18 protein-coding genes are annotated in these 19156 nt (G+C 61.2%); 9 read left to right on the top strand and 9 right to left on the bottom strand.

Annotation, left to right across the window (positions count from 1 at the left end):
• Positions 1-17: 17 nt before the first annotated feature.
• From C4J85_RS07075 to C4J85_RS07065, 3 genes are all read right to left on the bottom strand, one after another.
• Positions 18-311, bottom strand: coding sequence for a YcgL domain-containing protein (locus C4J85_RS07075; RefSeq protein WP_124366241.1), 294 nt, complete (start codon positions 309-311; stop codon positions 18-20).
• A complete protein-coding gene (gene rnd / locus C4J85_RS07070; RefSeq protein WP_124409297.1) occupies positions 308-1441 on the bottom strand; it encodes a ribonuclease D in 1134 nt (377 codons plus the stop codon). Before rnd ends, C4J85_RS07075 begins: the two co-directional genes overlap by 4 nt.
• A 122-nt stretch (positions 1442-1563) precedes the next feature.
• On the bottom strand, positions 1564-2163 hold the full coding sequence (locus C4J85_RS07065; protein ID WP_124366239.1) for a class I SAM-dependent methyltransferase: 600 nt from the start codon (positions 2161-2163) through the stop codon (positions 1564-1566).
• 207 nt (positions 2164-2370) lie between these two features.
• On the opposite strand from C4J85_RS07065, the gene C4J85_RS07060 reads away from it, so the two are divergent.
• Both C4J85_RS07060 and C4J85_RS07055 read left to right on the top strand, forming a co-directional pair.
• The gene (locus tag C4J85_RS07060) at positions 2371-3144 is read left to right on the top strand and encodes a transporter substrate-binding domain-containing protein (protein WP_124406583.1); all 774 of its coding nucleotides are present in this window, start codon (positions 2371-2373) and stop codon (positions 3142-3144) included.
• Positions 3145-3216: 72 nt separating this feature from the next.
• Positions 3217-4056 (top strand): cache domain-containing protein, encoded by an 840-nt coding sequence (locus C4J85_RS07055; protein ID WP_124370009.1) that lies wholly within the window; start codon positions 3217-3219, stop codon positions 4054-4056.
• A gap of 787 nt (positions 4057-4843) precedes the next feature.
• Here C4J85_RS07055 and C4J85_RS07045 read toward each other — a convergent pair.
• A complete protein-coding gene (locus C4J85_RS07045) occupies positions 4844-6358 on the bottom strand; it encodes an MDR family MFS transporter (RefSeq protein WP_124409296.1) in 1515 nt (504 codons plus the stop codon).
• A gap of 66 nt (positions 6359-6424) precedes the next feature.
• Positions 6425-7609: a 4-hydroxybenzoate 3-monooxygenase gene (pobA, locus tag C4J85_RS07040; RefSeq protein ID WP_177413579.1), complete on the bottom strand. Its 1185-nt coding sequence runs from the start codon at positions 7607-7609 to the stop codon at positions 6425-6427.
• 187 nt (positions 7610-7796) lie between these two features.
• On the opposite strand from pobA, the gene C4J85_RS07035 reads away from it, so the two are divergent.
• Complete coding sequence (locus tag C4J85_RS07035; RefSeq protein ID WP_124366234.1) at positions 7797-8675, top strand: helix-turn-helix domain-containing protein; 879 nt, start codon at positions 7797-7799, stop codon at positions 8673-8675.
• A 28-nt stretch (positions 8676-8703) separates the two neighbouring features.
• Here the strand turns inward: C4J85_RS07035 and C4J85_RS27445 are convergent, their stop codons facing one another.
• On the bottom strand, positions 8704-8880 hold the full coding sequence (locus C4J85_RS27445) for a hypothetical protein (protein WP_164484515.1): 177 nt from the start codon (positions 8878-8880) through the stop codon (positions 8704-8706).
• Positions 8881-8978: 98 nt separating this feature from the next.
• Positions 8979-9884 (bottom strand): LysR family transcriptional regulator, encoded by a 906-nt coding sequence (locus tag C4J85_RS07030; protein WP_124409294.1) that lies wholly within the window; start codon positions 9882-9884, stop codon positions 8979-8981.
• A gap of 105 nt (positions 9885-9989) precedes the next feature.
• Between C4J85_RS07030 and C4J85_RS07025 the strand changes: the two genes are divergently transcribed.
• The 4 genes from C4J85_RS07025 to C4J85_RS07010 all read left to right on the top strand — a co-directional run bounded on the left by C4J85_RS07025 (position 9990) and on the right by C4J85_RS07010 (position 14016).
• Positions 9990-10856: an MBL fold metallo-hydrolase gene (locus C4J85_RS07025; RefSeq protein WP_124409293.1), complete on the top strand. Its 867-nt coding sequence runs from the start codon at positions 9990-9992 to the stop codon at positions 10854-10856.
• Between the two features lie 34 nt (positions 10857-10890).
• Complete coding sequence (locus C4J85_RS07020) at positions 10891-11505, top strand: NAD(P)-dependent oxidoreductase (RefSeq protein ID WP_124409292.1); 615 nt, start codon at positions 10891-10893, stop codon at positions 11503-11505.
• 243 nt (positions 11506-11748) lie between these two features.
• A complete protein-coding gene (locus C4J85_RS07015; RefSeq protein WP_124409291.1) occupies positions 11749-12936 on the top strand; it encodes a cyanate transporter in 1188 nt (395 codons plus the stop codon).
• A gap of 138 nt (positions 12937-13074) precedes the next feature.
• Positions 13075-14016, top strand: a complete 942-nt coding sequence (locus C4J85_RS07010; RefSeq protein ID WP_124409290.1) for a LysR family transcriptional regulator — start codon at positions 13075-13077, stop codon at positions 14014-14016.
• Positions 14017-14098: 82 nt separating this feature from the next.
• Here C4J85_RS07010 and C4J85_RS07005 read toward each other — a convergent pair whose 3' ends face one another.
• On the bottom strand, positions 14099-15022 hold the full coding sequence (locus tag C4J85_RS07005; RefSeq protein WP_124361748.1) for a LysR substrate-binding domain-containing protein: 924 nt from the start codon (positions 15020-15022) through the stop codon (positions 14099-14101).
• A gap of 1077 nt (positions 15023-16099) precedes the next feature.
• Here C4J85_RS07005 and C4J85_RS07000 point away from each other — a divergent pair.
• Positions 16100-17407 carry an MFS transporter gene (locus tag C4J85_RS07000; RefSeq protein ID WP_124366228.1) on the top strand — a complete coding sequence of 436 codons (1308 nt, stop codon included), beginning with the start codon at positions 16100-16102 and terminating at the stop codon, positions 17405-17407.
• Entirely contained in the window at positions 17404-18162 is a 759-nt protein-coding gene (locus tag C4J85_RS06995) for a substrate-binding domain-containing protein (RefSeq protein ID WP_124366227.1), read from the top strand. The genes C4J85_RS07000 and C4J85_RS06995 overlap by 4 nt, the downstream gene beginning before the upstream one ends.
• Here C4J85_RS06995 and C4J85_RS06990 read toward each other — a convergent pair.
• On the bottom strand, positions 18154-19056 hold the full coding sequence (locus C4J85_RS06990) for a LysR family transcriptional regulator (RefSeq protein ID WP_065886461.1): 903 nt from the start codon (positions 19054-19056) through the stop codon (positions 18154-18156). The two genes, C4J85_RS06995 and C4J85_RS06990, sit on opposite strands and share 9 nt — an antisense overlap.
• Between the last annotated feature and the right edge of the window lie 100 nt (positions 19057-19156).

Here is a 19156-nt window from a genome sequence, read left to right as displayed (position 1 = left end):
CACCGGGCACCCACCGATCACATCGGGTCGTTGCGTCGCAGCAGCTCTTCGGGCAAGTGTTCGATGTACTCGTCCTCGGCCGGCGGCATTTGCAGGTGGTAGCCCTGCTTGTCGAGGTTTTCCAGGACCACGACGATGTCTTCGCGCGACAGCTTGCGCTGCGGTGTCAACACCATGTCGAACGCGTGATGCGGCTTGCCGAAGGCCATCATCAACGGCTCCGGCACCCGCTCCAGGGCGTCACTTTTGAGGACGTAGAGGTACATGCCGTCTTTTTTCAAGCTGCGATAAATGGAGCAGATACGTTTCAAGGCTGTTCTCCGGCAGTGGCCAGGCTGTCGAGCAGCGCCTGGCCCATCAACTCGCGACGCCAGCCACGCAGCGAGTCTGGCAATTGGTAAGGCCCATCGGGGTAGCCACTTTTAACCAGGGCTTCGAGGGTTTTCTTGCGCAGCATCAGTTCCGGGGCCATGTCCAGGCGTTCGGCTTCAGCCTGGCCCAGGGCGCGCAGTTGCTTGATCAGCGCGGCGGCGTCGACCGGCAGCGGTTCAGGCACGGCAGGCGGCCATTGGTCCATGGGCACGCTGCCCGCACGCTTGATCAGGTCGAGCAGGAACTGGCCGTCCTGACGCACGGTGCGCGGGTGCATGTCTTCGATCTTGCCCAGGGCGGCGAGGTTATCCGGCTGGGATTTGGCCAGGGGCCATAACGAGTGTTCACGGATGATGCGGTTGCGCGGCAGGTCACGGGCACGGGCTTGCTGTTCGCGCCAGGCGCACAGTTCACGCAGTACGGCGAGTTGGGCGCGCGACAGCTTCCACGCCAGCTTGGCGTCGCGGTACACCTCGTACGGGTCGACTTCGCGACGCAGGTTGGCCACCAGTTCGGCACCGTCCTCCAGCACCCAGGTGTACTTGTCATCCGACAGACGCGGGCGCAGGCGGATATACACCTCGGCCAGGTGCACGGCGTCTTCGGCGGCGTAGCTCACCTGGGTGTCGGACAATGGCCGCTGCAGCCAGTCCGAGCGCGTCTCGCCCTTGGGCAGGTCGATATCGAGCACCGCTTGCACCAGGCGCGAGTAACCCATGGAGAAACCCAGGTTCAGGTAAGCCGCAGCCAATTGGGTGTCGAACAACGGCGCCGGCAGGCTGCCGGTCAGGCGCAACAGCACTTCCAGGTCTTCGCTGCAGGCGTGTACCACCTTGATCACGCCTGGGTCTTCCAGCAAGGCAGCCAAGGGTTGCCAGTTGTCGATGGTCAGCGGATCGATCAGGTAAGCGCGCACGCCATCACCGATCTGGATCAGCCCGGCAATGGGATAGAAGGTGTCGACCCGCATGAATTCGGTGTCGAGGGCGACGAATGGCAACTGCTGCCATTCGGCGCAATGCTGGCCGAGGCTATCGTTGTCGCAGATCCAGTGAATATCGATGGCCACACGGCTCTCCCTTGAAGAATGGCGCGCAGTATATATCGCGAAAGGGACTTGCGAGCATCTGCAGTGCACAGGCAACCATGAAAACTCAGACAGGAGATGACGAATAATCCGACAGGCGGGAGTTATCCCCTCTTACGCAGGACGTAGACACACCAGAGCTTGGAGCCCGGCAGGAACTCCCGGTGATTCAAAACCTTGAAGCCCGCCTGGCGAAACTCATCCTCAACCGGCGTACGCGCGGCCACGGACACAATCACGGTATCGCGACTGACCCGGTGAAATTCGCGCAGCAACGCCAGGCGCACCTCGGTGCTGGGCACGTGGCGAAACAACTCCAGGCAGAAAATGCAATCCACCGCGTTGGCCGAAAGCCCGATGGAAAACGCCGAGCCGGGGAATGTCTTGACACGTTTGAGCAACGCCGCTGGATGATGGGTGCGGGCATGGTCGAGCATTTCTTCGGAATTGTCCGACGCCAGGATGACCCGATTGACGTGCTCGCCCAGCACCGGCCAGAACCGCCCGGAGCCGCAGGCCAGGTCCAGGATCAACCCCGGCTCCCCGGCGACCTTCAACGCATGGCGCACCAACCGCGCATCGCGCCATGCGGCCAGGCGCTGCAACAGCCCAGGCGGACGTGTATCACCGCAGACCCTGGCATGCTCACGGTCATGGCGCTCGGTGAATTCGGTCTCGATGGAGGATGGAGGCTGTGACGACATCGCGGGCTCATGTGGCTATAACGGAAGTAGAACGACCTTGGTTCGCAGCTTAACCACTGCAACGTGAAAAAAAGGTCGAAAGCCCTGCGGGTCTTCCGTTGATGATTCGGGAGGCTATTGCAGTAGGGCTAAACCGGCGACGCACCTTGTCCCCCTGCCCCGCGCTGTCAATAATGACCACCCGACCTGCCCCAAGGATTCGACCGCATGAAAGCACCTCTAGCCCTGTGTGTACTGGCGAGCATGGCAACCACCGCCGTGGCCGATACCCGCCCGTCGCGCCTCGACGACGTCATCGAGCGTGGCACGCTGACGGTGTGCACCACCGGCGACTACATGCCCTACACCTCGCTGCGTGCCGATGGTCACTATCAAGGCATTGATATCGCCATGGCCGAATCCCTGGCCAAGAGCCTCAACGCGACGATCACCTGGGTGCCCACCACCTGGAAAACCCTGATGCCGGATTTTCTGGCGCAACGCTGCGACATTGCCGTGGGCGGTATTTCGGTGTCGTTGGAGCGCCAGAAAAAAGCCTTCTTCAGCCAGCCGCTGGGCGTCGACGGCAAGATCCCGCTGGTGCGCTGCGCCGACGTACAGCGCTACCAGAGCGTCGAACAGATCAACCAGCCCCAGGTGCGGGTGATCGAGCCGGCGGGTGGCACCAACGAAGTGTTTGCCCGCACCCACCTGGCCCAGGCGCAGATACGCCTGCACGACAACGTGACGATTTTTGACGAACTGCTGGCGGGCAAGGCCGACGTGATGATCACCGACGCCAGCGAAGCGCGGTACCAGCAAAAGCAAAAACCGGGACTGTGCGCGGTCAACCCCGAGCGGCAGATGCAGTACAGCCAGAAAGCCTTCCTGCTGCCGCGCGATGATGTGGCCTGGAAAAGCTACGTCGACCAATGGTTGCACCTGAGCGTGGCGACCGGGGTGTATGACGGCATCGTCAGTCAGTGGCTGGCGGCGCCTTGATCAGCTTGCGCCACGATTCCCTCGCCGACCGTCTACGCTCTTGTCATTCCAACAAAATCGAGGGACGGATAAATGAACACACTGCTGCGATTCACCTGGCTGTTGCTGTTGTGCTGTAGCCAGGTGCACGCCGCCACGGCCCAGGATGCGGAGGCCCAGGCGGCCAAGGCGCTGCTGGAAAAAGCCCTGGCGTACTACCAGAGCAACGGTGACCAGGCATTGGCCGCTTTCAGCCGCCAAGGTGAGTTCATCGACCAGGACCGCTACGTATTCGTGGTCGATACCAAAGGCGTGCTGCTGGCCAGTGGCGGCCCCTCGTCGGCCTTGATCGGTCGAGACGTGTCCGAGGTACTTGGGCCTGATCTGCAGGCTTCGTTCAAGCAAGCTATCAGCGCACCCGAAGGCCAGGGTATCCAGCAGGCCGATTACCGCTGGCAGAACTGGAATGACGGCAAGGTCGAGCACAAGCATGTGTTTTACCAGCGCGTGGGCGAGCGCATCCTGGCGGTCGGCTATTACCTGCCACGGGCTACGCCGGAACAGGCCCGCGCGCTGCGCAACAAGGCGGTGAACGCGCTGGTGAAGGATGAAGCGGGGACGCTCAAGGCGATCAACTCATTGCAGGGTGGTTTCCTGCAGGACGATCTCTACGTGTTCGTGGTGGACCTGGATACGCGGCGCTATGTGGCCCATGGCACCAACCTGCGCTTGATCAATACGGATTTTGCCAAGGTCAAGGACCCGGATGGGAAGCCTGTGGGTGAGCCGATTCTTCAACTGATGACTGAGCAGGATCAGGGGGAGTACAAATATCGGTGGAAGAATCCGGTGACGGGGAAGGTTGAGAATAAGCATGCTTATTTGCGTAAGGCGGGGCGGTTTATGGTGGCGGTGGGGTATTACAGTCCCTGATTAGGGGTTTTTCGTGGCGGCCTCTGGGCCGACCAAGTAGTGAGTTTTATTGAGTACATATCCGTTATTTAGGTAACGGCGGCTTAGGGTTCCGCTCTTACAGCGGGTCACTTTGGAAAAGCCCCAAAGTAACCAAAGGGCTCTTGCCCCACCACTCGGCACCTCGCTCACGCTCGGTGTGCCCGTAATCCGACAGTGATTTGGGGGGCCGCCGCCACGCGCCATCCATGGCGCGGGGCGGCTAAACCGGCATCCCTGCCGGTTTACCCCCCAAATCCCTATCGAATTCCGGCCAGCGTGGTTTAACGGGGCGCTTAAGATCAAGATCAAAAGCAAAATCACAAGCAAAGCGAGGCGGCCTTCGAGCCGACCTAATCATTGAAGCGTGCGCGGTGTGGCTTCTACTTCCTCAGACGCTGACGAAGTCAGCAATCTTTTGATCTTGCTCTTGCTCTTGCTTTGGATCTTGATCTCAGTCGCCCCGTTAAACCACGCTGGCCGAACGCAGGCTTGAATCCGTGGGTAACCCGGCAGGACGCCGGGTTAGCCGCCCTGCGCCATGGATGGCGCATGGCGGCGGCCCACGGATTCAAGCCGGAGTGAGGGCATGCCGAGCCTAGGCGAGGCACCGAGTGGTGGGGCGAGGACCTTTTGGTTACTTTTGGGTCCTTCCAAAAGTGACCCGCTGTAAGAGCGGAACCGCCAGCCGGCGTTACCGCAGAAACGGATATGTACACAGTCAACCCCAACGACCTGGTCGGCCCAGAGGCCGCCACGCCCCCAAGCCTCAGCGCTTATCCCCAAGCCCCCGCAACACCCGATCCGGCATCACCACCGCCGCCACCAACCCCAACAACGACACCCCCGCACTCACCATCAACAAATGCCGAAACGTCACCGCCAACTCCCCTCGCAACGCATCCCGCGCCGCCCCAGGCGCAGCGTTAAGCCCATCAAGCAGCACATTCCCAGAGCCCCCCTCGCCCACCAACGCACCACTGGCCAAATGAACAAAACTTCCATCCTGCAACAACGCCAGCAGTAACGCCGACATACACGCCACCCCCACCGCTCCACCCAGGGAGCGGAACAGGTTGGTCGTACTGGTCGCCACGCCAATATCACGCTGCTCCACCGAATTCTGCGTCCCCACCAACGAAGTCGGAAACTGCATCCCCGCAGCAATCCCGCACAACAGCATGAACAATGACGTCAGCCCGACTGCCTCAGGCGCACTGTAGGCCATGCCGAAAATCGCCAGGGGACTCAACACCGCGCCACTGAGGATCATCGGTTTATAGCGGCCCGTCACCGACGTCCTGCGCCCGGCGAAATAGGCGCCCATCGGCAACCCCATCGCCAGGGGCAGCAGGTGCAGGGCCGCGCTGTCGGCACCGGCGCCGGTCACGGTCTGGTAACGCAGCGGCATCAGCACCGTCAGGGAAATCGCCTGGAAGCTGGTGATGAAAATCGTGCACCAGCACAACACCGCGCTGCGGTTGACGAACAGGTGCATGGGCAACAACGGCTCCGGCGCGCGGCGTTCATGCCATACGAACACGCTCAACGCCAACAGCGCACAGGCCAGCAGCCCGAGCACTTGATCGTCACGCCAGGCATGGCCCTGGCCGATTTGCGTGATACCAAGCAACAAAGCGGTCAAACCGATGATCATCAGCACGGTGCCGAGGTAATCAATGATCGGTTTGCGTTGTGGCACCGGCAACCCCACCAGGGTGCGATGGGCCACGTACCAGGCGACTGCGCCCAACGGCAGGTTGATCAGGAACACCCAACGCCAGGACAGGTATTGGGTCATATAACCGCCCAACACCGGCCCGGCGACGCTGGCCACTGCATACATGCTGCTGAAGTAGCCCTGGTAACGCCCGCGCTCGCGGGGTGGGATGATGTCGCCGATGATCGCCTGGCTTACCGAGACCATCCCGCCGGCACCGATGCCCTGGAGAACCCGCGCCAGCACCAGTTGCTCCATGCTTTGCGCCAAGCCACAGAACAGCGAGGCGACGGTGAACAGCCCCATGCCGATCAACATCATCGGCCGCCGCCCATACAGGTCGCCGAGTTTGCCGTAGATCGGCACTGCCACCGTCATCGCCACCATGTAGCCGGAGATCACCCAGGCCAGCAGGTTGACGTCATGAAATTGCGCGGAAATGGCCGGCATCGACACGGCGACGATGGTCTGGTCCAGCGCACCGAGAAAGATCGCCAGCATCAGCGCGGCGAGGATGCTGCGCACGGCGGGAACGGTTGGAGCGGGCTGATTGAGAGGGGTCACGGCAGAACCTTCGAGCAGGGCCCGCAGGCAACGGCAGCCAGCGGGAATGCCGAATACGATAGCAGGCTATTCGATAGCTTCGTAAGGAAGCCCGACGTAATTTTCCGCGATGGTCTTGCGCCCCGCCTCGGAGTTAATGAAGTAATCCAGCTCGCTCTCGGCAATGCGCTGGCTGAAGCCGTCCGCCTCGGGAAATTGATGCAGCATCGAGGTCATCCACCAGGAAAACCGTTCGGCCTTCCACACCCGCCGCAGGCAGATGGCGGAGTACCGCTCGAGCAACTCCACGCGCCCTTCGCGATAGACCTTGAGCAAGATCCGAAACAAGGTGTTCACATCACTGGCCGCCAGGTTCAAGCCCTTGGCGCCGGTGGGCGGCACGATATGCGCGGCATCGCCGAGCAGGAACAGGCGCCCGTACTGCATCGGCTCCACCACAAAGCTGCGCAGCGGCGCGATGCTTTTTTCAAGGGACGGCCCGGTGACCAGCCGTTCAGCCAGGTCGGCGGGCAGGCGGGTTTTCAGCTCATCCCAGAAGCGCTCGTCCGACCAGTCGGCCAAGGGCTCCTGCGCGGGCACTTGCAAGTAGTAACGGCTGCGGGTCGGCGAACGCATGCTGCACAGCGCAAAGCCACGGGGATGCTTGGCGTACACCAGCTCCGGGTGCACCGGCGGCGTATCGGCAAGCATGCCCAGCCAGCCGAACGGATAGACGCGCTCAAACACCTGCAGCGCCTCGGGCGGAATCGACTGACGGGCCACGCCGTGAAAGCCATCACAACCGGCGACGTAATCGCACTCCAGGCGAAAGGCCTGGCCCTGATGCTCGAAGGTCAGCCAGGGACGCTCACTTTTCAGGTCATGGGGTTGTACGTTCGAGGCTTCATACAATGTCGTGGCGCCGGCTGCTGCACGGGCGGCCATGAGGTCGCGGGTGACTTCGGTCTGGCCGTAGATCATCACCGACTGGCCGCCGGTCAGGGTCTTGAGGTCGATGTGCGTGAGTCGGCCATCGCGCGCCAAGGCGAAACCGTCATGCACCAGGCCCTCGGCGTCCATACGTCGGCTGACACCGGCCTCGCGCAGCAGGTCGACCATGCCTTGCTCCAGCACCCCGGCGCGGATGCGGCCTTGCACGTAATCGGCGGCCTGGCGCTCTAGGATCAGGGTCTGGATGCCAGCATTGTGCAGCAACTGGCCGAGCAGCAGTCCGGAAGGACCGGCGCCAATAATGGCGACTTGGGTTTTCAGCGTTTTCATTATTCTTATGGCCTTCAGGCTTCACCCGAACCGAACGAGTGAAAGAGTTGTCAGTGGACGTGTGGCTGACATTTTTCACTTGAGCGAGCAGCATAAGAAGGTGAAAACTGTTTCAAAGCCTGCGCTTTTTGCCAATCGGGGCGATTACCGACCACTTCCTGAGTATCGGATTGAAACCATGACCAACACCGCGATTCCGGTCTTCAAGCTTTACGGGGAAAGCCAACAGTGGCCGACCCCCGATTTGTTGCACTGCGAAACCATTTCCCGCCGCAGTCGGGAATACCAGTGGGAAATTCAACCCCACCGGCACGCGGATCTCTGCCAGCTGCTGTACGTGCACAAAGGCCAGGCGCATCTGGAAATCGAAGGCCAGCGCACCACCCTCAACGAAGCGAGCCTGCAGGTACTGCCGCCGCTGTGTGTGCACGGTTTTCGTTTTTCCGAAGATGTCGAAGGTTACGTGGTGACCCTGTCGGCGCCCCTGGTCAGCCACTTGCAGGCGCAACTGGGCAGCACGGTCGATGGCCTGCACGCCCTGGGCAACTACCCGGCGGGCAAGGACAGTGATTACCTCAACAACCTGTTCACCCGTTTGCAGGACGAGTACGCCGACGATCAACCGGCACGGGACATGATGATGCACGCCCTGGTCAGCGTGCTGCTGGTGTGGGTCAGCCGCCAGGCGATCCAGCGCCGCCACCCCAGGGTGCCACGCAGCCGTGAATATTTCCGACGCTTCACCCAGTTGGTCGAACAGCATTACCGCGAACACCCCAAGATTGAAGACCTGGCCCACAAGTTGGGCATCTCGGTCTCACACTTGAATGGGACGTGTCGGGAGTTAGGCGGGCAGCCAGCCTTGCAGATCATGCATGACCGCCAATTGCTGGAGGCCAAGCGCCTGCTGACGTACACCAGCATGACGATCAATGAAATGTCGGAAGTGCTGGGGTTTTCCGACCCGACCAACTTCTCACGCTTGTTCCGCCGCAGGGTCGGATTCTCACCCAAAGCGTTTCGCGAGCAGCTGAAGGCCGATAGCCCGCAGCAATAAACATCGGCGGCTTGTAGCGTGTCCGGCATCAACGCAAGGCACTGAAACTGCCGCTGCGGGGCACACACATATCCTGATGGCAACTGATCGCAAAGGTGGGCTGCATGCGCGTCTGTTCCACGCGATACGCGGCCGTCCCGTAAAGCGCGGTAGCCAATGCGCACAGGCTGAAAATCATCAGGTACTTTCTGGTTTTAATACTCATGACACACCTCTGAACAGATCTATACGGTGCTGTTTAAAGCATAGGTCAGTCCGGGCAAGTTGCCATGATTGCAGGCCATTCAGCCCGTTTATGTCGCCTCAGAGACCGGCATCCCAAGCGGGCTCCTCGGGAAACCGCAGCACCAGAAAATCCAGCAGGCTGCGCAACGCCGAGGGCATGTGCTTGCGCGAGGCGTACACCGCATAGATATTCATCTGCCGTGGCTCGGCCCCCGGCAGCAAGCGCACCAGTTCACCGCTGCGGATCAGGTCGCCGGCCTGATAGCTGGGAAGCATCGCCACCCCTGCCCCAGCCAGCGTTACGCGCAATAACGTACTGGCCTCGTTGGCGGTGATATTGCCGTGTACGGGCACCGACACATGCTCGCCGTTTTCCTCGAAATGCCACAGGTTCTTGCCGAAGTAGGAGTGGGTCAGGCAGTTGTGCCGGGCCAGGTCTTCGACTTTCTGCGGCGCCGGATGCTCCAGCAGGTAAGCCGGCGTGGCGCACACCACCGAGCGGCATACGGTCAGGCGCCGGGCGATCAGGTTCGGGTCCAGGTCGTTGCTGGTGCGGATCGCCAGGTCGATGCGCTCATCCACCAGGTTCACCGTGCGATCCAGCATCTGCAGGTCGACCGTCACCAACGGGTAGCGTTTGATGTATTCGGCAATGGCCGCGCCCAACTGCGCCTGGCCGAACGAGGTGCTGACACTCAGGCGCAGCAGGCCCCGCGGGGTCTCATCGGGCTCGCTGACGGCGGCCTGCATATCAGCGCACAGTTCCAGCAATTGCCGACAACGCGGCAGGGTTTCACTGCCGGCGGCCGTGAGGCTGAGCTTGCGCGTGGTGCGGTGCAGCAGGCGCGCGCCGACCCAATCTTCCAGCTCGGCCAGATAGCGCGAGACCACTGGGCGCGACAGGTCCAGATGATCGGCGGCGGCAGATTGACTGCCCAGGTCCACCACGCTGACAAACACGCGCATTGCTTGAAGACGATCCATGATTTGCCCGATTTCAGAAACAAACTATGTCCCAGCATCGCATTTTTTGTGATGTTTTATGCAACTAAGCTCTGTGCATCCCTTACCGATGGCAGGAGCTGCCCGATGTTCTCGACCTTCAAACGCTTGACCCTGGCGACCGCCGCCCTGGCCTTCAGCGCCCACGCACTGGCGGCAGAGTTGACACTCGAGGTGTACAACCCCGGCGAAGCCGCGATTTTCCCGGTCAGCTCGGTGCTGGTCAGCGGTGCCAAGGACGCGATCCTGGTGGACGCACAATTCGGCAAGGGCCAGGCCGAGCAACTGGTGCAGAACATCCGCGCCAGCGGCAAACAGCTGACCACCATCTACATCAGCCACGGCGACCCGGACTACTACTTCGGCCTCGACACCCTCACCGCCGCCTTCCCCGAGGCGAAAGTGCTGGCGCCCCAACCGGTGGTCGACCATATCAACGCCACCGTCGCCGCCAAGCTGGCGTTCTGGGGCCCGAAAATGGGCGCCGACAAACCGGCCAAGACCGTTGTGCCACAGGTGCTTGAAGGCCACAGCCTGACGCTGGAGGGACAGCAGTTGGAAGTCATCGGCCTGGACGGCCCGCAGCCGGATCGCAGTTTTGTGTGGATTCCGTCGATCAAGGCCGTGGTCGGCGGCGTGGTGGTCGCGCAAAACATTCACCTGTGGATGGCTGACACCCAGACTCCGCAGTCCCACAAGGATTGGCTGACCATCTTGCAACGTATTGCAGACTTGAAGCCGACCACCGTGATTCCCGGCCACTACCTGGGTACTCCATCGCCGGCCTCGGTCAGGTTCACCGCCGACTACATCAAGGCCTTCGACATCGAAACCGCCAAGGCCAAGGATTCCGCCGCCCTGATCGCGGCGATGAAAAAGCGTTACCCGACCCTCGCCGACGAAAGCTCGCTGGAATTGAGCGCCAAAGTCGCCAAGGGCGAAATGAAGTGGTAATTGGTTTTAAACCCTGACCTGACTGGAGAACGTCATGAGCAAGATCGCAATCATTGGTGCCACCGGCCGTGCCGGTAGCCAACTGCTGGAAGAAGCGCTGCGCCGTGGGCATACCGTCACTGCCATCGCGCGCAATACCGACACCCTGGCCGGGCGCCCTGGCGTCACAGCCAAAGGCGTCGATGCCCTGGACGCCGATGCCCTGCAACAGGCCGTGAGCGGCAACGATGTGGTGATCAGTGCGGCGCACTTCGCCACCTTGCCCGCCAGCGCCGTGATCGGCCCGGTCAAGAAGGCCGGGGTCAAACGCCTGTTGGTGGTGGGTGGCGCCGGCTCGCTGCTGCTGCCGGACGGCAGCCGGGTGATCGACAGCCCGGGCTTCCCGGCTGAATACAAAACTGAAGCCAGTGCGGGGGCCGAGTTCCTGGAAACGCTGCGCCAGGAAAAGGAGCTGGATTGGACCTTCCTGTCGCCGTCGGCCCTGTTCGATGGAACCGAGCGCACCGGTAAATTCCGCCTGGGCCAGGATGATCTGCTGGTCAACAGTGACGGGACAAGCTCGATCAGTTTTGCCGACTACGCCATTGCCATGCTCGATGAAGTGGAAACCCCCAAACACTCGCGCAAACGCTTCACCGTTGGCTACTGACACAACAGGGTCAAACTTGTGGGAGGGTGCTTGCTCCCGATGGCGCTGGTTCAGTTGGAGCCTCTTTAACTGATACACCGCTATCGGGAGCAAGCCCCCTCCCACATTGAATCCTCAGTGCTGTGGCAATTTGCGCAATTGGCTGGGGCATAAAGCATTTTTTCAATAGCTCCAACGACTTTCTCATTTGCCTGCCCTCGCCCACCGTGGCCTGATGCGCCCTGGTTCATTCAAGGCAGGCCCATGGAAAACGTTCAGGCAAAACCCACCACCGCCGTGTGGCTGATGATCAGTGTGGTGCTGGTCGCCTTCAACCTGCGCCCGTCGATGGCGGCCGTGGGGCCTTTGTTGTCGTCGATTCGCGCTGAGGTGCCGCTGAATTTCAGCAGCGCGGCCTTGCTGACCATGTTGCCGGTGATGGGCATGGGCCTGGCGATGTTCTTTGGCATGGGCCTGGCCAGGCGCTTTGGCGAACACCGCAGTATCGTGGTGTCGTTGCTGGTGATCGGCGTGGCGACAGTGTCGCGGCTGTGGCTGGATTCAGCGCTGGAGCTGGTTGTCAGCGCCATTGCTGCAGGCATCGGGATCGCGCTGATCCAGGCGTTGATGCCGGCGCTGATCAAGTCGCGCTTCAGCGCTGACGTTTCGTTGTTCATGGGCCTGTATGTCACCGCGATCATGGGCGGCGCGGCACTGGCCGCCTCGTTTGCGCCCTTTGTGCAAGTGCACACCGGCAGTTGGCGCATGGGTCTTGCGATATGGGCGGGGCTGGCGCTGCTGGGGCTGGTGTTCTGGTACGCCCAGCGCTCGGCGTTGCCGCCCTTGCCGCAGGTCGACAGCGGCCCGCAGGCGTCGTTTTTCGGCAATCGCCGGGCCTGGTTGCTGGCGCTGTTTTTCGGCCTCGGCACGGCGTGCTACACCTGTGTGCTGGCGTGGCTGGCACCGTATTACGTCGAGCAGGGCTGGAGCGAACAGCAGGCCGGTTTGCTGTTGGGTTTGCTGACTGCCATGGAGGTCGTCTCCGGCCTGGCGACCCCCGCCATCGCCAATCGCCGCCGGGATAAACGCGGCGTGGTCGCGGTATTGCTGGTGCTGATCATCATCGGCTTCTGCGGCCTGATCCTCAGCCCGCAGCATCTGAGCCTGGTGTGGGCGTGCCTGCTCGGCCTGGGTATCGGCGGCCTGTTTCCGATGAGCCTGATCCTGTCCCTCGACCACCTCGACAACCCGCGTCGTGCCGGTGGCCTGACCGCGTTCGTGCAGGGCATCGGCTACCTGATCGCCGGCCTCTCGCCCTTGATCGCCGGGATGATCCGCGACCAGTTGGGCAGCTTCGAATGGGCCTGGTGGTCATTGGCGGCCGTGGTGGTGGTGATGCTGCTGATGGTCACGCGCTTCAATCCCGCGCATTACGCGCGGCATATCCGCTGAGGTCGTGTTGTAAACACTTTTTGTCCCACTCAAAACATAGAAGAGTCCTACAGAGCTTTCTATTGGTACGAGCGTTCCGTTAACATTTTGCGCAGTCTTGTACTGAGTTCGGTACAAAGGGTTTTACGGACGGAACCGATGCTAAACAGTAACTTGCTCAGAAAGCTCGATATGCAGGACTTGATGGTGTTTATCGCTGTCTACGACCAGAGCAGCGTTACCGACGTGTCCGAAACGCTGTTCGTCAGCCAATCCACCGTGAGCTACAGCCTGAAGAAACTGCGCACCAGTTTCGAAGACGAGCTGTTTATCAACACCCGTGCGGGCATGCGTCCGACGTACAAGGCCACCACGATGTACGGCCATGTGCAGAAAATCCTCGAAAGCATCAACCTGTGCCATGCCGGTGGCCAGGCCTTCGACCCGACCCGCAAGGCCGTGACCTTCAATGTGTGCGCCCCGGAATACTTCGAACAGCTGATCCTGCCGCGCCTGCTGAAAAACTTCGACCGCGCCGACCTGCCGGTGATCGTCAACGTGCGCAAGCTGGAAGCCGAGATTCCCGCCGACGACTTGCGAGAAGGCCGCCTCGACCTGGTGATCTGCTTCGGCCCCAATTTTCACCGTGCCCATAAAGACTTCAAGACCCAAATGCTGCTCGAAGATGACCTGGTATGCGTCTTCGATAAACGCGCGGCGCCCCGGGAACCGGCATTCGGCCTGCAGGCCTTCGTCGAGCGGCGCCACGTGTTTCCCACGCCCTGGACGTCCGACACCAACATGATCGACGGCTGGCTGGCGCGCCAGGCCCACAAACGCCAGGTGATCGCGCGGGCCAACAGCTACAGCGCGGCGTTGAAGATGATCAGCGGCACCGACTTCATCGTGACCCTGCCCCGCCGCGTGCAAAAGCTGCTGGCGTCGACTGCGGCGTACGGGTTTTGCGAAGCGCCGAATGGTCTGCCGGGCTTCACCCTGGATATGCAGTGGAATGAAACCATCGAACAGGACAACGCCAATACCTGGTTTCGCGAGCAAGTGGTGAAGGTGTGTGAGGAGCAGCTGCAAGCGGCAAGTTAAAAGCGGCAAGAGGTGCCGGGATGGCTGTTAGCTTGGCGCTGGCAGCTTGTCACTCCTTGCGGCTTCTTTGCGAAACGATGAATCAGACTTGGACGCCGAGCCCTCGATCACTCATGAACGCCTCCAGCCGCGAGCGCATCCAGCGTTCTGCCGGGTCGGTGTCGACGTGGCTGAGCCAGACCATCGACAAGTCCAGGGTCGGCGTTTCAAATGGAAACGCCTCGCAGAACAGGTTCCCGCCGGCGGCCATGGCCTGGGCCGTGTAGTCCGGCAGGCTGGCGATCATATCGGTGCCGGCGAGCAGCGCCGGTAGCGAGCTGTATTGCGGCACCGACAGCACCACGTGCCGCTTGCGGCCGATCTCCGCCAGCCATTCATCGGCAAACCCGGCCACGTTGGCGGTGTGGGACACCAGCACATGGGGCCGTGCGCAATATTCGTCGAGGGTCAGCGGTGTGTCGGACGCATCGGCGCGCAACAGGCAAGGCCGGATATGCCGCAGCAGTTTACGCTTGGCATTCGCCGGCAGGCCGCGGGTCTGGGTGATGCCGACGGTGATATCGCCGGAGGCCAGCAGGTCGGGAATGCGCCAGTAATCCACATGCTGTACCACGAACACCACCTGCGGCGCCTCCTGACGCAGAGCCCGCAGCAACGGCGGCAGCAGGCCGAACTCAACGTCATCGGACAGGCCGATACGAAAGGTCATGGTGCTGATGGACGGGTCGAAATCATGGGTCAGGCTCAGGGCCGACGACAGCGAATCCAAGGCCGGCGACAAGTGCTGGATGATTTCTTCGGCGCGTGCGGTGGGCTCCATGCGGTGGCCGACGCGAATGAACAACGGGTCATTGAACAAAGTGCGCAGACGATTGAGGGCCGAACTGATGGTCGGCTGGCCGAGAAACAGCTTCTCCGCCACCCGGGTCACGTTGCGCTCGAGCATCAGCGCTTCGAAGACCACCATCAGGTTGATATCGGCCTTGCGTAATTCATTGCGATTCATCGGCGCCTGCCCCTTCCCCAAGACAAGCCGCAGTTTAGAAAGGCAATGGGGCGGCGTCTATGTCGGTCGACGCATCGGGTTTCATGTGGAAGTGGACTTGCCCGCGATTGCGGTGGGTCAGTAGAGGCATGGATTGACTGGCACACCGCAATCGCGGCATAGGTATCTACACAACTTTGGCGTAGCCCTGAACCTGTGGCGAGGGAGCTTGCTCCCGTGGCGACCTGGCGGCCTATAGCTATCTGACTGATGCCGCGCGATCCAAATGTGGGAGGGGCGGTGCGACGATTCGACTTGCCCCCGATGGCGGCCTGACAGCCGACCAGGATGTTGGATCAAGGCGAGTACATATCCGTTGCTGCGGTAACGGCAGCTTAGGGTTCCGCCCTTACGGCGTCTCACTTTTGAAAAGCGCAAAAGTAAGCAAAACGCTCTTGCCCCACCACTCGGCACCTCGCCTAGGCTCGGTGTGCCCGTAATCCGACAGTGATTTGGGGGGCCGCCGCCACGCGCCATCCATGGCGCGGGGCGGCTAAACCGGCATCCCTGCCGGTTTACCCCCCAAATCACTGTCGAATTCCGGCCAGCGTGGTTTAACGGGGCGCCTAAGAGCAAGATCAAGAGCGACTCGCTTCGCATCGTGGTTACCGTTGGCTGCTACGAAGTTGTGTAGATACCTATGGTAATCGCGGGCAAGCCCACTCCCACATTTGGCTCGCGTCGTCCCCGACATCAAGGTTTCAAAGGGAATTCCTGATCCCGCTCTGAAAGCTCAGTCCCATCGTCGGGATGCTTCCAGGTTTGCGGTTTTTCTTCCTCAGGTCGTTGCCGAGGCTGTTCACGCTCCGGCTCATTGTGCTGTTTGTGTTCCTCACCCATAGCCACCTCCCATTCGTAAGCATTGAACCCAGCTTCAAGCGTAGAACAGGACCGACAATTCCGACGGCTCTTTCGATTGATAGCCAAGACGCATCAATCTATCCAAATTTGTCACTTATCATTTCTAAATGTGTCAGCCACTATCCCAAGTCTTAAGCGAAACAAGCACTTTAAAAAGAACGCTGGAGACACAAAACCATGACTAGCCCTTCCCGGCCTGCGGCTGCTTCCTCGAAAGCAGGCGCCGTACTGCGCGTTACTTCGGGCAACTTTCTCGAACAGTTCGATTTCTTTCTGTTCGGCTTCTACGCCACCTACATCGCCGCTGCCTTCTTCCCCGCCGCCAATGAATTTGCCTCATTAATGATGACCTTCGCCGTGTTCGGTGCAGGCTTCCTGATGCGGCCGTTGGGGGCGATCATCCTGGGTGCCTATATCGATGACGTGGGTCGGCGCAAAGGCTTGATCGTGACCCTGTCGATCATGGCCAGCGGCACGCTGTTGATCGTGCTGGTGCCCGGTTATCAGACCATTGGCCTGTGGGCACCGTTGCTGGTGCTGCTGGGTCGTTTGCTGCAGGGCTTCTCGGCCGGCGCGGAATTGGGCGGTGTGTCGGTGTACCTGTCCGAGATGGCCACCCCGGGCCGCAAGGGCTTCTATACCAGCTGGCAGTCGGGCAGCCAGCAGATCTCGATTGTGGTCGCCGCCGCACTGGGCTATGGCTTGAACGTATGGATGGAGCCGGCCGTCGTCGCCGACTGGGGCTGGCGCATTCCGTTCGCCGTTGGTTGCGTGATCATTCCGTTTATCTTCGTGCTGCGGCGCAACCTGCAGGAAACCGAAGAGTTCGCCAACCGCAAGCACCGCCCGACCATGCGTGAAGTGATGGCCACCCTGGTGAAAAACTGGACCGTGGTGATTGGCGGCATGCTGATGGTGGCCATGACCACTACCGCGTTCTACCTGATCACCGTGTACGCACCGACCTTCGGCAAGACCGTGCTGCAACTGAGCACCTCCGACGCGCTGCTGGTGACGTTGCTGGTAGCGGTGTCGAACTTTGTCTGGCTGCCGATCGGCGGCACCCTGAGCGATCGCTTCGGCCGCAAGCCGGTGCTGGTCGCCATGACGGTGCTGACCGTTCTTACGGCTTATCCGGCGTTGTCCTACGTAGTCAACGCGCCAAGCTTTGCGCACATGTTGGAGACCCTGTTGTGGTTTTCCTTCCTGTACGGCATGTACAACGGCGCAATGATCCCGGCGCTGACTGAAATCATGCCGGTAGAAGTGCGCGTCGCAGGCTTCTCCCTGGCCTACAGCCTGGCAACTGCGGTGTTCGGTGGCTTCACGCCCGCGATCTCCACCTGGTTCATTCACATCACCGGAGATAAAGCGTCGCCGGCTTACTGGATGATATTCGCTGCGCTGTGTGCCTTGTGTTCTACCCTGGCGCTGTATCGCCGCGCCAATGCCCGTGGCCAGGTCATGCAGGGGGCTGCACAATGAAGCCGCTGTTCAAAACCCTCACGGCCTTGGTCCTCGGCGCCCTGGCGCTGTCAGCCCAGGCTGAGGAACTCAAGGTGATGACCTCCGGTGGCTTCACTGCCGCGTATAAATTGCTCGGCCCGCAATATGCCAAGCACAGCGGTGACACCCTCGACACTATCCTCGGCCCGTCCATGGGCAAGGCGCCGGAAGCGATTCCCAACCGCCTGGCCCGTGGCGAACACGCCGATGTGGTGATCATGGTCGGCTACGCCCTGGATGAGCTGATCAAACAAGGCAAGGTCGACCCCGCCTCCCGCGTGGAACTGGCGGATTCGCGGATTGGCTTGGTGGTCAAGGAAGGCGCGGTCAAACCATCGATCGGCACCGATGCCGAACTCAAGGCCGTGTTGAGCAAGGCCAAGTCAGTGGCGTATTCGGACAGCGCCAGCGGTGTGTATGTCGAGAAAGAGCTGTTCAAAAAGCTCGGCATGCCCGCCAAGGGCACCATGATCGAACGCGTGCCGGTGGGCGAACAGGTGGCCAAGGGTGACTACGAAGTAGGCTTGCAGCAGGTGGCGGAATTGTTGCCGGTCAAGGGCGTGACGTTTGTAGGCAAGATCCCGGAGGACGTGCAGTCCGTTACGCGTTTTGCAGCGGGCATTCCGGTAAACGCCGAACATCCGCAAGAGGCCAAGGCGCTGCTGCAGTTCATGGCGTCGCCCGAAGCCCAACCGGTGGTGCAGTCCACCGGCCTGGACTCGGTGTCACGCTGACCGAAACGGCATCTCCCGCACCAACCGCTCCAACTCCAGCGCCGCCGGCGGCAATGTCCGCCCGCGGCGCTTGATCAAGCCCACATTGCGCATCACCTGCGGCTCCACCAGCGGCACACTCACCAGGATCGGGTGTTCGCACGCCGGCATCGCAATCGACGGCACCATCGCCACGCCCAACCCCGCCTCCACCAACCCGATCATGGTAGTCACGTGGTGGGTCTCGCAGATACTCGGCTTTTTCACACGCACGCCACGCAGGGCCTGGTCCAGCAGGAAGCGGTTGCCCGAGGTTTTGTCCACCGTGATGTAGTCATGCTCGTAGGCTTCGGTCCACGTCACGCTCTCACGCGCGGCCAACGGATGGTCACGACGACAGGCCAGCACATAGCGCTCCTGCAGCAACAACTCGAACTCCACTTCATCGGCCAGGCTGCCGCTGAAACTCACGCCAAAATCCGCCTCGCCACTTTCTACCGCATTGCACACTTCACCGGCACTGGCGTCCAGCACCCGCAGGCGAATTTTCGGATACAGCTTGTGGAATTCGGAGATGACGTGAGGCATGAAGTAATACGCGGTGGACGGCACACAGGCGATGGTGACGTTGCCCATGCGCGTGGACGCGACGTTACTGATGCCCATCAAGGCGATGTCGAGATCGTCGAGCATGCGTTCGACCTGGGGCAGGAACGCCCGCCCGACCATGGTCAGGCTGACCCGCCGCGTGGTGCGCTCGAACAGTTTGACGTCGAGTGCGGATTCCAGCTTTTCGATACGCCGGCTGAGGGCCGGCTGGGAGATCCGGATGGCCTCGGCAGCGCCGCGAAAACTGCCCTTGTCTACCACGGCGCGGAAGGCTTGGAGGTCGTTGAGGTCGAAGTTGATGATCACGGGAGGCAGGCCAAAGTGGTCGGGGTGGCGGGCATTATCGTATGGGAGCCGGTGGGATGCCATGCGTGCCGGGCGGGCTGGCCGGGATAACTCTGTTACA

The sequence above is a fragment of the Pseudomonas sp. R4-34-07 genome (assembly GCF_003852375.1).
GTDB lineage: Bacteria > Pseudomonadota > Gammaproteobacteria > Pseudomonadales > Pseudomonadaceae > Aquipseudomonas.
This window is presented reverse-complemented; position numbering and strand designations above follow the sequence as displayed.

Coding starts and splice junctions, on each gene's coding strand:
- C4J85_RS07020 (WP_124409292.1), top strand. CDS start 10,891: ATGAGCAAGATCGCAATCATTGGTGCCACCGGCCGTGCCGGTAGCCAA.
- C4J85_RS07055 (WP_124370009.1), top strand. CDS start 3,217: ATGAACACACTGCTGCGATTCACCTGGCTGTTGCTGTTGTGCTGTAGC.
- C4J85_RS07010 (WP_124409290.1), top strand. CDS start 13,075: ATGCTAAACAGTAACTTGCTCAGAAAGCTCGATATGCAGGACTTGATG.
- C4J85_RS07060 (WP_124406583.1), top strand. CDS start 2,371: ATGAAAGCACCTCTAGCCCTGTGTGTACTGGCGAGCATGGCAACCACC.
- C4J85_RS06995 (WP_124366227.1), top strand. CDS start 17,404: ATGAAGCCGCTGTTCAAAACCCTCACGGCCTTGGTCCTCGGCGCCCTG.
- C4J85_RS07005 (WP_124361748.1), bottom strand. CDS start 15,022: ATGAATCGCAATGAATTACGCAAGGCCGATATCAACCTGATGGTGGTC.
- C4J85_RS07030 (WP_124409294.1), bottom strand. CDS start 9,884: ATGGATCGTCTTCAAGCAATGCGCGTGTTTGTCAGCGTGGTGGACCTG.
- C4J85_RS07000 (WP_124366228.1), top strand. CDS start 16,100: ATGACTAGCCCTTCCCGGCCTGCGGCTGCTTCCTCGAAAGCAGGCGCC.
- C4J85_RS07025 (WP_124409293.1), top strand. CDS start 9,990: ATGTTCTCGACCTTCAAACGCTTGACCCTGGCGACCGCCGCCCTGGCC.
- C4J85_RS27445 (WP_164484515.1), bottom strand. CDS start 8,880: ATGAGTATTAAAACCAGAAAGTACCTGATGATTTTCAGCCTGTGCGCA.
- C4J85_RS07065 (WP_124366239.1), bottom strand. CDS start 2,163: ATGTCGTCACAGCCTCCATCCTCCATCGAGACCGAATTCACCGAGCGC.
- C4J85_RS07035 (WP_124366234.1), top strand. CDS start 7,797: ATGACCAACACCGCGATTCCGGTCTTCAAGCTTTACGGGGAAAGCCAA.
- C4J85_RS07015 (WP_124409291.1), top strand. CDS start 11,749: ATGGAAAACGTTCAGGCAAAACCCACCACCGCCGTGTGGCTGATGATC.